At 34.9% G+C, this 15162-nt stretch carries 22 protein-coding genes and 1 riboswitch; of the genes, 19 read left to right on the top strand and 3 right to left on the bottom strand.

Going from position 1 to position 15162, the window contains the following annotated elements; translation table 11 throughout:
- Window positions 1–81: 81 nt before the first annotated feature.
- Window positions 82–666 (top strand): GNAT family N-acetyltransferase, encoded by a 585-nt coding sequence (locus BJ095_RS07260; protein ID WP_235867602.1) that lies wholly within the window; start codon window positions 82–84, stop codon window positions 664–666.
- Between the two features lie 46 nt (window positions 667–712).
- Here BJ095_RS07260 and BJ095_RS07255 read toward each other — a convergent pair whose 3' ends face one another.
- A complete protein-coding gene (locus tag BJ095_RS07255) occupies window positions 713–1213 on the bottom strand; it encodes a GNAT family N-acetyltransferase (protein ID WP_107934509.1) in 501 nt (166 codons plus the stop codon).
- A gap of 95 nt (window positions 1214–1308) precedes the next feature.
- On the opposite strand from BJ095_RS07255, the gene BJ095_RS07250 reads away from it, so the two are divergent.
- The 4 genes from BJ095_RS07250 (at window position 1309) to BJ095_RS07235 (ending at window position 4815) form a co-directional block, all read left to right on the top strand.
- Window positions 1309–1755, top strand: a complete 447-nt coding sequence (locus BJ095_RS07250) for a MarR family winged helix-turn-helix transcriptional regulator (RefSeq protein WP_107934510.1) — start codon at window positions 1309–1311, stop codon at window positions 1753–1755.
- 74 nt (window positions 1756–1829) lie between these two features.
- On the top strand, window positions 1830–3188 hold the full coding sequence (locus BJ095_RS07245) for an NAD(P)-binding domain-containing protein (protein ID WP_107934511.1): 1359 nt from the start codon (window positions 1830–1832) through the stop codon (window positions 3186–3188).
- A 381-nt stretch (window positions 3189–3569) separates the two neighbouring features.
- Entirely contained in the window at window positions 3570–3992 is a 423-nt protein-coding gene (locus tag BJ095_RS07240; RefSeq protein WP_107934512.1) for a VOC family protein, read from the top strand.
- Between the two features lie 115 nt (window positions 3993–4107).
- Complete coding sequence (locus BJ095_RS07235) at window positions 4108–4815, top strand: DNA alkylation repair protein (RefSeq protein ID WP_107934513.1); 708 nt, start codon at window positions 4108–4110, stop codon at window positions 4813–4815.
- A gap of 124 nt (window positions 4816–4939) precedes the next feature.
- Here BJ095_RS07235 and BJ095_RS07230 read toward each other — a convergent pair whose 3' ends face one another.
- Window positions 4940–5137 carry a YwbE family protein gene (locus BJ095_RS07230; protein WP_107934514.1) on the bottom strand — a complete coding sequence of 66 codons (198 nt, stop codon included), beginning with the start codon at window positions 5135–5137 and terminating at the stop codon, window positions 4940–4942.
- A complete protein-coding gene (locus BJ095_RS07225) occupies window positions 5137–5328 on the bottom strand; it encodes a hypothetical protein (protein ID WP_107934515.1) in 192 nt (63 codons plus the stop codon). Before BJ095_RS07225 ends, BJ095_RS07230 begins: the two co-directional genes overlap by 1 nt.
- 233 nt (window positions 5329–5561) lie before the next feature.
- Here BJ095_RS07225 and BJ095_RS07220 point away from each other — a divergent pair, with 233 nt between their 5' ends.
- From BJ095_RS07220 to BJ095_RS07155, 14 genes are all read left to right on the top strand, one after another.
- Window positions 5562–6050 (top strand): hypothetical protein, encoded by a 489-nt coding sequence (locus tag BJ095_RS07220; protein ID WP_107934516.1) that lies wholly within the window; start codon window positions 5562–5564, stop codon window positions 6048–6050.
- A gap of 314 nt (window positions 6051–6364) precedes the next feature.
- Window positions 6365–6919: a DUF5412 family protein gene (locus tag BJ095_RS07215; protein ID WP_107934517.1), complete on the top strand. Its 555-nt coding sequence runs from the start codon at window positions 6365–6367 to the stop codon at window positions 6917–6919.
- A 73-nt stretch (window positions 6920–6992) separates the two neighbouring features.
- On the top strand, window positions 6993–7373 hold the full coding sequence (locus BJ095_RS07210) for a hypothetical protein (protein WP_107934518.1): 381 nt from the start codon (window positions 6993–6995) through the stop codon (window positions 7371–7373).
- Window positions 7374–7446: 73 nt separating this feature from the next.
- Window positions 7447–7493: riboswitch (PreQ1 riboswitch) on the top strand.
- Between the two features lie 126 nt (window positions 7494–7619).
- Window positions 7620–8120, top strand: a complete 501-nt coding sequence (gene queF, locus BJ095_RS07205; protein ID WP_107934519.1) for a preQ(1) synthase — start codon at window positions 7620–7622, stop codon at window positions 8118–8120.
- A gap of 113 nt (window positions 8121–8233) precedes the next feature.
- Window positions 8234–8899 carry a 7-cyano-7-deazaguanine synthase QueC gene (queC, locus tag BJ095_RS07200; protein WP_107934520.1) on the top strand — a complete coding sequence of 222 codons (666 nt, stop codon included), beginning with the start codon at window positions 8234–8236 and terminating at the stop codon, window positions 8897–8899.
- Window positions 8896–9369 carry a 6-carboxytetrahydropterin synthase QueD gene (gene queD / locus BJ095_RS07195; RefSeq protein ID WP_107934521.1) on the top strand — a complete coding sequence of 158 codons (474 nt, stop codon included), beginning with the start codon at window positions 8896–8898 and terminating at the stop codon, window positions 9367–9369. Before queC ends, queD begins: the two co-directional genes overlap by 4 nt.
- Window positions 9362–10090 carry a 7-carboxy-7-deazaguanine synthase QueE gene (gene queE, locus BJ095_RS07190; protein WP_107934522.1) on the top strand — a complete coding sequence of 243 codons (729 nt, stop codon included), beginning with the start codon at window positions 9362–9364 and terminating at the stop codon, window positions 10088–10090. Before queD ends, queE begins: the two co-directional genes overlap by 8 nt.
- Before the next feature lie 35 nt (window positions 10091–10125).
- Window positions 10126–10665 carry a VUT family protein gene (locus BJ095_RS07185; protein ID WP_107934523.1) on the top strand — a complete coding sequence of 180 codons (540 nt, stop codon included), beginning with the start codon at window positions 10126–10128 and terminating at the stop codon, window positions 10663–10665.
- 197 nt (window positions 10666–10862) lie between these two features.
- A complete protein-coding gene (locus BJ095_RS07180; protein ID WP_215534987.1) occupies window positions 10863–11450 on the top strand; it encodes a group-specific protein in 588 nt (195 codons plus the stop codon).
- 39 nt (window positions 11451–11489) lie between these two features.
- The gene (locus tag BJ095_RS07175) at window positions 11490–11702 is read left to right on the top strand and encodes a hypothetical protein (protein WP_107934524.1); all 213 of its coding nucleotides are present in this window, start codon (window positions 11490–11492) and stop codon (window positions 11700–11702) included.
- Between the two features lie 67 nt (window positions 11703–11769).
- Window positions 11770–12297: a carbon monoxide dehydrogenase gene (locus BJ095_RS07170; protein ID WP_107934525.1), complete on the top strand. Its 528-nt coding sequence runs from the start codon at window positions 11770–11772 to the stop codon at window positions 12295–12297.
- Between the two features lie 121 nt (window positions 12298–12418).
- Entirely contained in the window at window positions 12419–13618 is a 1200-nt protein-coding gene (locus tag BJ095_RS07165; protein ID WP_107934526.1) for an MFS transporter, read from the top strand.
- A gap of 95 nt (window positions 13619–13713) precedes the next feature.
- A complete protein-coding gene (locus tag BJ095_RS07160; protein ID WP_107934527.1) occupies window positions 13714–14340 on the top strand; it encodes a PH domain-containing protein in 627 nt (208 codons plus the stop codon).
- A 166-nt stretch (window positions 14341–14506) separates the two neighbouring features.
- Window positions 14507–14875 carry a VOC family protein gene (locus BJ095_RS07155; protein ID WP_107934528.1) on the top strand — a complete coding sequence of 123 codons (369 nt, stop codon included), beginning with the start codon at window positions 14507–14509 and terminating at the stop codon, window positions 14873–14875.
- Window positions 14876–15162: the final 287 nt, after the last annotated feature.

Raw genomic sequence — 15162 nt, 5'->3', positions numbered from 1 at the left:
TCTGGTATGGTAAATATATTCACTTTTGATACTTTTAATCATATCAAATTTCCAGTTAACTAGAAATAGGGGGGAAGTAAATTGGAAAAAATAATTAATCTTGAAAATGAAATAGTAGAATTAAGACCGATCCAGTTGGAGGATGCTGAGGGGATATTGAGAGCAGGTATGTATCCTGAAATTTGGGAGCATTTATCGGTTTCATTATTAACAAAAGAAGCGGTAGAACTTTATATTGAAAATGCTATTAAGGAAAGGGAAGCAAATATATCATATTCATTTGTTATTATCGATAAGGCGACAAATCAAATCATCGGAAGTACTTCTTTTCTAGATATAGCTGAGAATCATAAAAGGGTAGAGATTGGTTCAACCTGGATACAACCGGGCTATTGGCGAACAAGCATTAACACAAATTGTAAGTTTTTATTATTAAAATATTGCTTTGAAGAATTAAAGCTAAATCGAGTACAAATTAAGACAGGTCACGAAAATGTACGCTCTCAAAAAGCAATCGAACGACTCGGAGCAACGAAAGAAGGGGTTTTAAGAAATCACATGATACGTAAGGAAGGTACCATTCGCCATACTGTAATGTATAGCATCATCTTTGAAGAGTGGCCAGAAATCAAAGCGCGATTTTTAGGAGAACTGTTGAATAAGTAATAGAAAAATCTCTGCTTTAAAGGTAAAGTAGAGATTTTTATCTTTCTTAATTTACTCCAACCATCTGACTTCTTCTCTCAAGCAGCAAAACATCTCTCCAAACTCCATCTCTTTTTGCAATTTTCTCCCGAATGCCCACTATTTTGAAGCCTTGTTTCTTATGTAAATGAATGCTTGCTTCATTTTCTGAGAAAATTTTTGCTTCCAATGTCCAAAATCCTCCTGTTTCAGAGGCATTTATTAGATTGCTTAGTAGCAACGTCCCAACACCTCTTCCCTTAGCGTCTGGGTGTATATAGATACTTAATTCACCAACACCTTCGTACACTTTCCGATAAGAAACAGGAGTAAGCTTACACCAGCCTAGAATAGTTGAATCTTCTTCTGCTACTAAAGTACATGATGGAATAGCATTTCCGAACCACTGATCAAATGACGAGGGGGCCTCGGTTTCGAAGGTTGCATTCTTAGTAGCAATACCTGCTTCGTAAATGAATTTTACTTGATGCCAATCCGATTTAGCCGTTAATCGTATTTCAATTGTCATAATTAATAGCCTCCAAATTAAGATTAATAAAATTTTAAATAAAATAGTTGCAAATTACAAGTATGTAGAGTATAAATAAATCAAGAGGTGAATTTATGGAAAACAAACGTGAAATTTTCCATGTACTAACGAGAAGATTTGGCTTATTAGATAAAAATTGCTGTACTGTTGGAAACTTTGAGATATCACTTGTTCAAAGCCATATTATTTATGAAATCGATAAGCGAAATGAGCCCTCCATGCAGCAAATAGCTGAATCCTTAGCAATGGATATAACTACATTTAGCAGACAAATACAAACCTTAGTCCAAATGGATCTAGTAAAGAAAACACCTTCACCACATGATAAACGTGTTTCGATTTTAAGTTTAACAGTGCAAGGTAAATTTGTAGCAGCCAATATTGATCACTCTATGAATACCTATTTAGAAGAGGTCTTTTCTCATATGAATGAATTTGAACGGGAAACAGTTATTCGTTCACTTAATTTATTAAACGAAGCTATGTCAAAATCCTCTGTATGTTGTAAACCTTTGTATTAGGCAAGAGAAATCTTGCTTTTATTTATAAAAAATACTTGTATTATGCAACTAATTTTAAATTGGGAGGTTATGTAATGAGTAATTGTGTAAAAGGTAGTGGAGTTGAAAATAGCTTTTGTGGGGCAGTGAATGAAAAGAAAAATATGATGAACTCTGAATTAAATAAAAATAACCACTTACCAATAGCAATTATCGGCGCCGGTCCGGTAGGTTTAGCAGCTGCTGCTCATTTAGCTGATAAGCAACAAAATTTCATTGTTTTAGAATCAGGCAGTAGAGTAGGCCACAATATTCTTGAGTGGGCTCATGTTCGACTGTTTTCTCCTTGGCAGTATAATATTGATAAGATAGCGAGAAAATTACTGAAAGAAAGTGGTTGGATGGAGCCACAAGCTGAAGAGCTTCCAACGGGAAAAGAGCTTGTAGAAAACTATTTAGAGCCATTAGCAAGCTTACCTCAAATTAAAAAGAATCTTCAGCTGAATGCAAAAGTTTTATCTGTAAGCAAAAAGAGTCTAGATAAGATGAAAAATTCGGGGAGAGAGCAAAGTTCTTTTGTTATTTATGTTGAGCAGCAGGGTGTTACAGAAAGAATAGAGGCAAAAGCTGTTATTGATGCAACAGGTACATGGGCACAGCCTAATCCAGTAAATGCTGATAATATTTGGACTACTGAAGAAAGAGAGCTTGAAGATCGAATTTTCTATGGCATACCAGATGTATCTGGGAAACAACGTAAGCGTTATATTGGGAAAAAAGTTGCAGTGATTGGAGGCGGTCATTCCGCGATTAATACAATTCTTGAACTTTCTACTTTAGGCGAAAACGTGGAAATTTATTGGGTGATGAGAAAGCTGAATGTCGAAAATGTGTATGGTGGGAAGGAAAAAGATGCCCTTAAAGCAAGGGGTGAGCTTGGAATTCGAATTCATCAGTTAGTTGAGAGTGGTAAAGTGAAGGTCTATACACCATTCATGATAAATCAGCTAGCTCGGAAAAGTAACGGGATTGAGCTAAGAGGGGAATATTTCGGTGAAGAATTTGCTATTTCAGAAATTGATGAAATTATAACGAACACGGGTAGCCGACCTGACTTCTCATTTTTGAGTGAAATCAGATTAAGTGTTGACTCATCAACTGAAAGTGTTGAGGCGCTGTCTCCTTTAATCGATCCAAATCTTCATAGCTGCGGTACAGTAAGACCACATGGTGAAGCAATCTTAAGACAACCGGAAAAGAACTTTTATATTGTAGGTATGAAAAGCTATGGCCGAGCACCAACATTTTTAATGGCAACAGGCTATGAACAAGTTCGTTCAATTGTTTCCTATTTAAGAGGTGATATTGAAGCATCAAAAAAAGTGGAACTTGAGCTTCCTGAAACTGGAGTTTGTAGTGTGAATATAGTTAGCCAAGAAAGCTGCTGTAATTAGAGAGTCCAAAAATTGGCATAATTAAAAACCCGGAATAAATTCCGGGTTTTGATTACACTTGCATTAAGTTATCCACGATACGCTGCCTCGCTTTTCGCATTGATTCTTAAGATTTTAACCTAAGAAAACCGCTTTAGCTGTTCAGAAAATGTTCTTCAATGAAAACAATGAATCCCATCCATCGGGTTAACCCTCCCAATTCGTTGGAGTCGAAGTGAAATCTTTAATAGTATAGCTCACACATCAATTGTTATACATTTTTTTATAAAAATCGTTAAATAAATTGAAAGTGGGCATGATATTTATGGTAATCTACATGTAAGAAGTAGCAATATTTGAAATAAATGTTTTAAACCACAAACTACAAAAGAGGTGTATTTGATGACTTTAGGTATACATGCTTATATAAGAATGAATGGCAACGGTAAAGAAGCGGTAAAATTTTATGAAGATGCGTTACAGGCTGAGAATTTAGGGGTTCAAACCTACGGAGAATTACCTGAAAATCCGGAATTTCCACTTCCTGAAGAAGCAAAAGACCGTGTAATCCACGCACAATTGAGAATTAATAATACATTTCTTATGCTTTCTGATATATTCCCGGGCCAACCATATCAAACTGGCTCACAGGTAGATATAGCGATCCTTTTTGATGACGTAGAAAAGTCGAGAGAGGTCTATGGAAAGTTACTAGTCGGTGGAGAAGTGCTTATGCCTTTACAAGAAACACCTTGGAGTCCTTCATATGGACAAGTTAAAGATAAATTCGGAGTGATTTGGCAGCTTTCGACCAATTTAGATTAGTGCCAGTCTATCCTTATAATAAGTACTTGAAAACGAAGAGTTGTATCTCCTTGCAGCTCTTTTTTAAATGGGTTTAAAGTGAATTGTTATTTAAATTGAGAGGGAGTGTAGCTAAATGAATTTCGAAACGGTTATGCAGGAGCTAGAGGCTCTTGGAAAAGAACGCATGAAAAAGATGTATATAAGTAATGGAGCACATGAACCAATTTTTGGAGTGGCAACAGGAGCTATGAAGCCTATTGCTAAGAAAATAAAAATAGATCAAGCATTAGCAGAACAATTATATGCTACTGGAAACTACGATGCGATGTACTTTGCAGGGGTTATAGCGGATCCAATGTATATGACTGAAGAAGATTTTGAGCGCTGGATTGATGGTGCGTATTTTTATATGCTATCGGATTATGTAGTTGCAGTAACTTTAGCAGAAGCAAGTATTGCACAGCAGGTTGCTGACAAATGGATTGCAAGTGGGGAAGAGCTTAAAATGTCGGCTGGCTGGAGCTGTTATTGCTGGCTATTTGGGAATCGACCAGATCATGAATTTGATCCAGAAAAAGTCTCAATTATGTTAGACCAAATTGAAAAAACAATTCATGATGCTCCAGAAAGAACGAAAGCCTCAATGAATAATTTTGTATATACCGCAGGCATTTCATATATTCCAAAACACGAGAAGGCTCTTGAAATTGCTCATGCTATTGGTTCAGTTGAAATCAAACGTCCTAACAAGAAAAGTTCGATTGTGAATTCAGCTGAATCAATTCAAAAGGATCTTGATAAAGGACGCCTAGGTTTTAAACGAAAATATGTAAGATGTTAAAATATATATATATAATATTATTATGTAAACTGAATTTAGATTATATGAGTCTCTTCTATATATGATCAGTAATTAAACAAAAGCATTCAAGAGTGATGTAGCTCTTGAATGCTTTTGTTTATCTTTATGTTGAATGAATTTGCTGTACCCGTCCAATTTGCCCATCAGTTAGCCTTACTTTAATCCCGTGAGGATGGTTAGGCGATTTAGTTAAAATATCTTTTATAATACCTCGTGTAAGCGTACCAGTTCTTTGATCCTTCTTTAAAACAATATCTACCGTAATACCAGGTATTACATCCTTACGATTTTGCCCGTTCATTAAACACCCATTTTTCTACGAGTATTGCTAGCCTTCTTAGTCTGCTGGCTCTTCATTTTTTGGCCAGAAAGATCAGTTTTCTTCTTCCCGTTACCATTGTTCGCATTGTTTTTTTTGTTCTCAAGCTGCTGCTTTACTAGCTCTTGCAGGCTTTTCTTTTTTGGTGCTTCGTTTTGGTTGTTCTCTGTCATAGGAAATTCCTCCTTATGGAATACATGTTGAATCAAGTATAATCTATTTTCGCGGCTTTGGAAAGAAAGGAGGTTGGTTCAATTTAAAGTTAAATTTAGGGAACATTTTATAGTTAAAGTTTTTGCTATAAAAAATGGTGTTTTGGACAATTGGAGATAATAATCGGTAAATTTGTCCTTTCTTTTGTAATATTTTTAAAAAAAAACAATCTAATCTTAAAAGGAGGGTTTTGATGAAAATCCAAATCATAGTGTGCCTGTTAATGATATGTTTCTTGATAGGATGTAATATGGACGAATCAGCTCAGATAGCATCGACAAAAATTCCTGCCATATCTGATATACACGAAGAAAAACCACCAACGTTAATAATAATGATTGGGGAAGAGGTTATAAAAACTTATACTGGAGCTTATTCTTGGCATTATATAAAGAAGAGTACAGGGGAGGTGATTCAAGTTCAAACAGATCATGCACCTCCATACGAAATGGTCAATATCGAAGAAGGTACCACTGTGAACCTAACCGAACATATAGATGTACGATTTTCTATTGAACCATCTAGTTACGAATTGAGGTTGTGGAACAGTGAAGAAGTGATTGCAACCTATAATTCATTTGAAGAGATCAAGGAAAGAGGAAACTATATTGTTGAAGTAGTAGGAAACTGGGAAGAAAGCAGAGCAACTTATGTAGCTGCACTTAATATCACAAAACAGTAGAAACCTTATATAGGTTTCTTTTTTATGGATTAGAAGGTATAAAACTCGCTAAAACGTATAAGTTCAACTAAGCTTAGCCAAGTGTTTTAACAAAAAACTACACAATCTGTAACTTTATCCCATTTTATTCGTTTATAAAATATAGCTGAAATTAAGGAGATTTTATGAAAAATTTGAAAATTTTTGATGAAGCTTTTTTAGCATTTTGCTGGCTGCTGTTAATTATTTCAATAATTTTATTTGTCATTTTTGGTAGCTTCTTATTTGCATTATTTATTCAGGAAATTCAATGGAGTTCATAAGGAGGTAATGCTATGATTATACAACTAAATGTACTAGGATCTTTTATATTTTTCATCACTGGGTTGTTGTTACTAATATTTTTTATTAGATTAATTATCTTCTTCTTTAAGAAAAATAGATTTCCTAAAAAGCTTTTAATTGCTTCATTAGTAGGAATAGGTATGTTTTTTTGCATTTTCGTTTATCTCAATTATTTTTTTACCTTCGATCAGCTTATAGGGGAAACTTTTAAAGAACCTGTGAGCTCGCCAACAAAAAAATATACTGCAAATGCTTATCTGCAAAACTATGGAGGCGCTGTTGGTGGCGTTAAAATCTGGGTGAATATCACTAATCATGAAGATAATGATCAAATTAAAACTGTCTATTATGGTGAAGCTAGCAGTAACTTTTTTATGTATTGGATTGATGAGGAGACAATTTCGATTTCTCATGAATCATCAAATCATATAGATGCTGAAGATAGTATTGAATTAGATGTAAGTACTGATATTTACGATGAAACCGGCATCGCTTGTACAAGCCTTTTAATGAAAGATGAATATGAAAATTGCTATCAAAATTGAATAAAGATTACTTGCGAATTGGAAATTTATGGTACTATTAAAGTGTCAAATAAAGAAAATAAAAGGAGGAAATATGAAGCGCAAAACTTGTAATTTAATAACTCTATCGGGATTTGTCATCGCGTGTATTTTGCTTTTCAAAAAACGAAAATCGAAACAAGGTCAAACACTCTTTGTTTCTAGTGGAATCGAAATTGAATACCCTGTTATTGATATAGAGAAGAATGAAGTGACAGCTTATATTACATACAATGAAAAATTATATATGAGAGTTCAATACAATGTGAAAACTCACGAAATCAAAGTAAACGGAAGTGTAGAAACCATTAAACTCAACCCCTTGATCATAAATAAGCTCAAATTGAATGATGCAGAATACATCGAAATGATTAAAATGAATGCTGAATATTTAATTGAGAGTGAAAAAAGGAATTCTCGATCACTTGTAAAATAGTAAATTTGGAAAAATGTATTGACTTCCTCCAAAATTTTCTTTAATATGATGAAGAATAAATTACCCGAGCGAGTCGGGAGAGGTTCATAGCTGATACCCTCTATAAAAAACTATGGAAACATGACGATTCGCCATGTCCATAACAGGACGTGGCTTTTTTTATTTGCTTGTTTCATATTTTTTTATATTGCCATTGCTACAGCCTCTCTTGAAAGTGTTGGGATACATTTTCTAGGAGGTTTTTTTATGTCTGGCCGTAAAAATGAAGAAGGCTTAAATGATTTGAAATTATTAGGAAACCAAAATACGCAATATCCATCTGATTATGCTCCTGAGGTTCTGGAGGCTGTAGATAGTCTGCATTCAAACCGTGATTATTTTGTAAAATTTAACTGCCCAGAGTTTACAAGTCTTTGTCCAATTACGGGTCAGCCTGATTTTGCGACAATGTACATTTCATATATTCCGGATCAGAAAATTGTAGAAAGTAAATCATTAAAGCTGTATTTATTTAGCTTTAGAAACCATGGTGATTTTCATGAAGACTGTGTAAACATTATTATGAATGATCTTATCAGCTTACTAGACCCAAGATATATTGAGGTTTGGGGTAAATTTACGCCACGTGGAGGAATCTCGATTGATCCATGGTGCAATTATGGTAAGCCAGGCACGAAGTATGAAGAAATGGCGAATTACCGTTTAATGAATCATGATTTAAATCCAGAAAAAGTCGATAATCGATAACTAAATAATCCTTCATATTGGAAGGAAGAGGTTTTAGCTACCCTCTTAAAAAAACTAAGAAGAAACAGCATTTCTCTTAGAGTGCTGTTTTTTCGTTTAAAGGAGTTTTAAGGATGAAACAAGGTAAAGCAATTGTAGTATTTAGTGGTGGGCAGGATAGTACCACTTGTCTGTTCTGGGCGAAGGAGCGTTATGCTGAAGTGGAAGCGGTGACTTTTGATTATGGTCAAAGGCATTGTCTTGAAATTGAATGTGCAAAAGAGATTGCAAAGGAGCTTGACGTAAAGCATCATATTTTGGATATGTCCCTTTTAAATCAGCTGGCACCGAATGCATTAACGAGAACTGACATTGAAGTAGCAGATGGAGAGGATGGGGAGCTGCCATCTACATTTGTACCTGGAAGAAATCTACTTTTCATGTCCTTCGCAGGAGTTTTAGCAAGTCAAGTGGGAGCAAAGCATATCGTTACAGGTGTTTGTGAAACAGATTTCAGCGGTTATCCTGATTGTCGCGATATTTTTATAAAATCATTAAACGTAACACTGAATCTATCTATGGATGACACCTTCGTGATTGAAACACCGCTTATGTGGCTGAACAAAGCACAAACCTGGGAGCTAGCTGATAAATTAGGAGCACTTGATTTTGTACGTGAAAGAACCCTTACTTGCTACAACGGTGTAATTGCAGATGGGTGTGGTGAATGTCCATCTTGTAAATTGCGTCAAAATGGATTAGATGAATATTTAACCTTGAAAAAGGGTCTTAAGGCATGAGAGAGTTTCGAATTGTCGACCAGCTGCAGAAGCTTGATGTGGATATCAAAAAAAATCAATTAAAGTATCATTCAAAGCGAGTTCTCGTAAGTAAAGAATTTACCTTTGATGCAGCACATCACTTACATAATTATGAAGGTAAATGTAAAAACCTACATGGCCATACGTATCGTGCAGTTTTAGGAATAAGTGGCTATACAGATGAACGTGGGTTAGTAATAGATTTCGGTGATATCAAAGAAATCTGGAAGCAGCAAATTGAAATTGATTTAGACCATCGTTACTTAAATGAAACACTCCCATTAATGAATACAACGGCAGAAAATATTGTGGTTTGGATATATGGGAAGCTGGCAGAGGCATTATTGAATACTCAAGATTATAACGGGCTTCGTGTGGAATTCGTTCGTTTATATGAAACGCCAACTAGCTATGCAGAGGCAAGACGGGAGTGGATGGAGCTTGAGTAAAATTCCTGTTATGGAGATTTTCGGTCCGACCATTCAAGGTGAAGGGATGGTTGTTGGACAGAAAACGATGTTTGTAAGAACGGCTGGCTGTGACTATTCCTGCTCCTGGTGTGATTCAGCCTTTACATGGGATGGTAGTGGAAAGCATTTGATTTCTCAACTAACAGCTGAAGAAATTTGGGCTGAGTTAAAACGACTTGGCGGAAACGGTTTTTCTTTTGTAACGATTTCAGGAGGCAATCCAGTACTTCTCCGAAATTTAGAGGGTCTGGTTAATAGATTGAAAGAAAATAACATTAAAATTGGTGTCGAGACACAGGGGAGTAAATGGCAAGAGTGGTTATATGAGGTAGATGAATTAACTATTTCACCTAAGCCTCCTAGTTCGGGGATGGTAACGAACTATTCGATGCTAACTGAAATAATTGAAAAGCTAAATAGTAAAAATAGCAATCAAAATATTTCATTAAAAATCGTCATCTTTAGCGAAGTTGATTATGCATATGCAAAGGATATTCACCTTAGATACCCAGAAATCCCTTTTTACCTTCAAGTTGGTAACGACGATATTTCAGAGAGTGACAATGAGAAGCTGGTTAGTCGTTTACTTGAAAAATACGAGGTATTAGTTGATAAGGTTGTTGCAGATGAGGAACTACGGAATGTTAGAGTTTTGCCGCAGCTACATACGCTGATCTGGGGTAATAAAAGAGGCGTCTAGCTTTGATGTGCAAATTTAAATTTAAGGAGATAGACATGAGAATATTATTTTATTTATTATCAATTGTGATTGCTAATGTAGTCACAGCGCGATTTGCTCCATTAGAATTTGGGATGTTTATCGTTCCAATGGGGACGCTTTTTGTTGGAGCAACCTTCATTTTCCGAGATCTTGTTCAAAATAAATATGGTCGTAAGAAAACATACCTATTTATTTTTACAGCTTTATTTTTATCTGCGATAGTTTCCTATTCTCTAGGAGATACTCTTATGATAGTAGCTGCTTCAGCTCTTTCATTTTTAATCGCTGAAACAGCAGATACTGAAATCTATACACGTCTAAAGCTTCCAATGGCTTGGCGAGTATTTTACAGTGGGATTGTTGGCGGCTTCTTTGATTCAGTTGTATTTGTAATTGTCGGTTTAAGTCCACTCGGTGCAGGGTTCCTGCCATGGGAGGCGGTACCAGCAGCTATTTTAGGTCAAGTAATTGTAAAAACAGTGATCCAAATGTTTGGTGCATTAATTTTAAGCCAAATTCATGGAACTAAAGAAAAAGAAGTAATGGCAGGATAAAACTAAAGAAGCAGCCACCTTTCTAATATGAAGGTGGCTGCTTTTTTTCTAGCTTTAAGTTAATTCAATTATAGCATAATTTCCCAAAGAATTTCAGTCTATATTTTCTCCTTTTTGGTGGTTATGATAAGTAAATAAGTGGGATTCATTTCCAATAATATTATGGACGGGGTGGAGAGATGAAATACGTTTATCATATGGTACCTAAAAGCATGGTGGGAGAAAATCTTATTTCTTTAAATGAAATGAAATTAAGTGAACCAACACTTTATGAAAACTATGCGAAAAAGTATTTTGATCATCCTGACAGACCGAAGCTATTAGCTAAAAGCGTTCCTAAGCTAAATTGTTTGTGGAATGACGTCATTTTTTTATTGCCCCTGCATCCGTACTATATCTACGAAGCGTTGAATTCAATCGGAAGCAGTGTGAAAAAGGACTTAATGTTCTACAAGATTCCTACAGAACGCTTGCTTGAAAATAAAAATGCAGTATTTTTGTATAGCAAGGAAAAGGATAACGGTCCAGCTTCTGAAATTCCAGAAGATGAAGTGGAACTCATCGATATTATTTCGTATGAGGAGTGTTCTTCCTTACCGGTAGATACTTACGAATACTTTAAAGAAGGTCATAAAAATGGCAGCCAGATGGGGATGTTTGTTTATATTCCCCACATCTTGAGTTTAGGAAGCATCAATGTGAAGGATGTAGAGAGGGTAATTGGAGTATTTCACCGGAAAAATGAGCTGAAAATGTATTGGGAAATCTTAGGATCCTTTAAGTAAACATATATAACATGATAGTAGATTGAGGAGGGAAGTCAATTGAATGTAAAAGAGACTAAAAAACAATTGATAATTAGCTCTTTATTTTTTGTACTATTTATTATTGGAGGAAGCATTCAAATAATGTCTTCACCATTCCTTTTTGTGAGAGGCATTAATCTTTTTCTTGTGATAAGTAGTGCTGCTGTTTTGGGAGCCTTCATTCGCGAGTTTTATGTTGTGAAAGAGAAAATCAGAAATAGTAATAATTGAACTATATGAGGATAATTTATATGAAGTTGGACAAACTTAGTAATAAAAATACTAGAGGTATGATAACTTGAAAAAAATATTTCCTTTATTATTATTGTTCGTAATGGGTTTTACTATAGAGACAGGTGACGAAAAAGTTTTTGCAAATTCTAAAGAAACTACGCCTTATTATGAAGACCATTCAGTAAGGGTTGGGTATAAAACGGTAGATGAAGCAGTTAGTGAGTTTGAAAAGAATTGTGATTGTGTAGTAAAACTTCCTGCAATGATTCCTGACCTTAAGTTTACCCATGAATTTGGAGCATATTATAAGGATCACAAGGATAGACAAAAAGATTTGCTGCAAATTCGCTTTGTAAATAGAGAACAGAAAAATAATATTTTTAAGATTGATGTTCGTCCTAGTAAAGTGAGCTATGAAGGGAAAGAATATACGCTTCAGGATGGCAGTAAAGGTATTTATGTGGAACACCATATCTTTCACGTTTTTGTCTTTGAAAAAAACAATTTACAGTACATTGTAAGAATTGATAAAAACGCTAGCGATATAGATCCCTCAAAAGCTCTGATGGATGTTGCAAATTCGGTTAATTAGTTAAATTAATATTGGTTTTAAAAAGGGCATTTATCCAAAGAAGGATGATGCTCTTTTTTGTCGAATTATTATATAAGTCTAATATTTTCCATATGCTTTTTATATAGGGAGTGATGTGACAATGAACGTAGTGAGGAAATATTGGCTGTTATTAGGAGGACTAGGCTTTTCGAATTTAGGGAACTGGATTTATCTAATCGCATTAAACCTATCTGTATGGCATCTTACCCATTCGCCGGCAGCTGTTGCTGGTATCTATATGGTTGGTCCCATAGCGCGAATATTAAGTAATTTAGTAGCTGGTTCAATTATTGACCGTAATAATAAAAGAAGGCTAATGATTTGGTCAGATATCATCCGTGGAATCCTTGTATTTATAATGCCGTTTTCAACTTCTATTTGGTTGATTTATAGTCTTATATTTATAGCGAATATCGCGAGCAGTTTTTTTGGTCCGAGTAGTACATATGTAATTACAAAATTAGTAAATGATGATGATAAGCAACGTTTTAATGCGCTTCTTAGTACAATAAATTCCGGTTCATTTATGATAGGACCTGCCTTAGCAGGGGGGATTATTGTTCTAAGTAATACAAGTGTCGCAATGTGGATTAATAGTTTAACATTTTTTGTTTGTGCTCTTGCCATTTATTTATTGCCTAAATTTGATGATGTAACGTCTGATAAACGGGAAATTGTTAGGTTACATACGATTATCGAAGACTTTAAAGTCGTTTGGTCGTTTATTCGGCAGCTACCAGCCCTATTATACTTTTTATTACTTTTCAATTTTGCATTAATCATCGCGTTTGCCCTAGATTCTCAGGAAATGACATTTATAAAGGATGTGTTGGATGCATCTGATAGTGTTTATGGAATAATTGTTAGCGTTGCAGGAGTGGGAGCAATTATCGGAGGCATATTTGCGACTACTTTAGTAAACAAGCTATCCTTAAAAACCTATATAGGACTAGGGTTTTCACTTACTTTACTAAGCTATACAGTTTTCTACGCCTCCAATACACTTTGGTTGGCTATTGTCAGTTTCGTTACATTAGGGCTGTTCATGGCATTTTGCAATACAGGCTATGCTACGCTGTACCAGAAAACCATTCCAACAGAAATTATGGGGCGCTTCGGTAGTGCCATCAATCTTTTGCAAAGTGCTCTACAGGTAACACTAACATTTGTAATAGGTGTGCTTGCAGAGTGGTATTCATTACAGATTACAACAGTGTGTTTTGCAGCTGTAGGACTATTATTGGCTTGTATTCTTTATGCTCATATTTTGGTTAATAAAAAAGCGCTTGGCTTAGAATGACGGGAATTGTAAATTAGTTGGAAATACCTTCTTGCTAGTTTGGACTTTTCAATTTATTCTTAAAATAGAGGTAAGTATGGAAAGGGGTTAAAGGAATGTTTAAAAACCTAGTAGGAAATGCAGTTGGAGATGCTTTAGGATTAAGCGATATCGGGCAGGTGATTAAGCCTGAGGACTATAATAAAACGGAATCAGACGATTTCATCCTAACAGAAGATGGAGAACAGATTTTCTTCCTTATTAAATCTAAATCAGATGAGTATTGCTTCACTAACATGGCATTATTACATTTAGATGGAGATTCGGCTTTAAGCAAAAAGCGCGTGTTAAAGCGTTATGATTTTTATAAACATCATATTGAAAATGTAATGCTGGAAACTGCTGGTACGATTGACCTTGATCTTGAAATTAAATTCCAAATTGGTCACAATTCATTCTCAATTGATATTGCTAAGAAATTTGGTGTGGAAATTGCAGATCTTTACAAATCCTTACTAGCAATTTCAAAAATTCAAGAAAAGAATGCTCGTCTAAATGAGTTTGCCAAAGAAGCAGTGTTAATCGCTCGTGATGTAAATTACGGTCAAAGAAATACAGACACACCAACGAATATCGAATTTAACAAAATTGTTAATCTCACAAATTCTTGGTTGAAGCAAACCTACGATCAAAACGAGAAAAAGGATTTCTCTGATGTTTTCCAAAAGTATATCCAAAACTAAATAAGCGAAAAAGCGTTGATCAAAGAGATTGACGCTTTTCTTGTAATTTCGGGTCATAATTATAATTTATGGAAAATTATAAATTTAATAACATTTCTTTATGTTGTGGATTTGTTTAAAATTGGAAGAGAAGGTGATGTAAAACAAATGAATGGAGGAAAACTAAATGACTTTTCATTTTAAAGCAATTGACCATATTCAACTAGCGGCACCAATGGGGAGTGAGATGGAGGCTCGAAAATTCTTCAGTGAGATACTAGGCTTTACTGAAATTGAAAAGCCTGAACAACTGAAAAAGCGCGGTGGAGTTTGGTTTGCATTTGGCAATCAGCAAATTCATATTGGTATCGAAGAACCCTTCGCACCTGCAAAAAAAGCACACCCAGCCTTTGAAGTAGATAATATCGAGGCACTCGAACAGCACTTAACAAAAAACAATATCACAATCACCAAGGATGATAACCTTCCAGGGGCTAAACGTTTCTATGTATCTGATCCATTTGGAAATAGAATCGAGATTTTAGAGTGGGTTTAAATTTTTTTATTATGTAAAAGTAGGGGGATGAGGGATGAGACCTGTAGAGATTATAGGAATGCTATTTTTCGGCGCTATACTCATTATTGTCCTCGCTATTATTTGGTTTATCTTTCGAAAAAAGAAAAAAATAGCTCTTACAGTGACGATTATTTCAGTCCTTGCCTTCATTTTATTTTTCTCTTTTCGTCCCTCCCTCTATAAATGTTGATATATCAACGGTTTAACCCGTTTTTATCAATTCATAAAATTATTTTTTATAGATTTATATTTTAGTATTTTACAGT

Origin of the sequence: Ureibacillus chungkukjangi (genome assembly GCF_003217295.1) — a bacterium.
In the GTDB taxonomy this organism is placed as follows: Bacteria; Bacillota; Bacilli; order Bacillales_A; family Planococcaceae; genus Ureibacillus; species Ureibacillus chungkukjangi.
The sequence above is the reverse complement of the archived record's forward strand: the minus strand, read 5'-3'. Positions and strand labels throughout refer to the sequence as shown.

Excerpts from the sequence above, each read along its gene's own strand:
- BJ095_RS07210 (WP_107934518.1), top strand. The coding sequence starts at position 6,993 with ATGAAGCGCAAAACTTGTAATTTAATAACTCTATCGGGATTTGTCATC.
- BJ095_RS07155 (WP_107934528.1), top strand. The coding sequence starts at position 14,507 with ATGACTTTTCATTTTAAAGCAATTGACCATATTCAACTAGCGGCACCA.
- BJ095_RS07255 (WP_107934509.1), bottom strand. The coding sequence starts at position 1,213 with ATGACAATTGAAATACGATTAACGGCTAAATCGGATTGGCATCAAGTA.
- BJ095_RS07185 (WP_107934523.1), top strand. The coding sequence starts at position 10,126 with ATGAGAATATTATTTTATTTATTATCAATTGTGATTGCTAATGTAGTC.
- queC (WP_107934520.1), top strand. The coding sequence starts at position 8,234 with ATGAAACAAGGTAAAGCAATTGTAGTATTTAGTGGTGGGCAGGATAGT.
- BJ095_RS07160 (WP_107934527.1), top strand. The coding sequence starts at position 13,714 with ATGTTTAAAAACCTAGTAGGAAATGCAGTTGGAGATGCTTTAGGATTA.
- BJ095_RS07220 (WP_107934516.1), top strand. The coding sequence starts at position 5,562 with ATGAAAATCCAAATCATAGTGTGCCTGTTAATGATATGTTTCTTGATA.
- BJ095_RS07180 (WP_215534987.1), top strand. The coding sequence starts at position 10,863 with ATGGTACCTAAAAGCATGGTGGGAGAAAATCTTATTTCTTTAAATGAA.
- BJ095_RS07235 (WP_107934513.1), top strand. The coding sequence starts at position 4,108 with ATGAATTTCGAAACGGTTATGCAGGAGCTAGAGGCTCTTGGAAAAGAA.
- BJ095_RS07250 (WP_107934510.1), top strand. The coding sequence starts at position 1,309 with ATGGAAAACAAACGTGAAATTTTCCATGTACTAACGAGAAGATTTGGC.
- BJ095_RS07225 (WP_107934515.1), bottom strand. The coding sequence starts at position 5,328 with ATGACAGAGAACAACCAAAACGAAGCACCAAAAAAGAAAAGCCTGCAA.
- BJ095_RS07215 (WP_107934517.1), top strand. The coding sequence starts at position 6,365 with ATGATTATACAACTAAATGTACTAGGATCTTTTATATTTTTCATCACT.
- queD (WP_107934521.1), top strand. The coding sequence starts at position 8,896 with ATGAGAGAGTTTCGAATTGTCGACCAGCTGCAGAAGCTTGATGTGGAT.
- queF (WP_107934519.1), top strand. The coding sequence starts at position 7,620 with ATGTCTGGCCGTAAAAATGAAGAAGGCTTAAATGATTTGAAATTATTA.
- BJ095_RS07165 (WP_107934526.1), top strand. The coding sequence starts at position 12,419 with ATGAACGTAGTGAGGAAATATTGGCTGTTATTAGGAGGACTAGGCTTT.
- BJ095_RS07245 (WP_107934511.1), top strand. The coding sequence starts at position 1,830 with ATGAGTAATTGTGTAAAAGGTAGTGGAGTTGAAAATAGCTTTTGTGGG.
- BJ095_RS07230 (WP_107934514.1), bottom strand. The coding sequence starts at position 5,137 with ATGAACGGGCAAAATCGTAAGGATGTAATACCTGGTATTACGGTAGAT.
- BJ095_RS07240 (WP_107934512.1), top strand. The coding sequence starts at position 3,570 with ATGACTTTAGGTATACATGCTTATATAAGAATGAATGGCAACGGTAAA.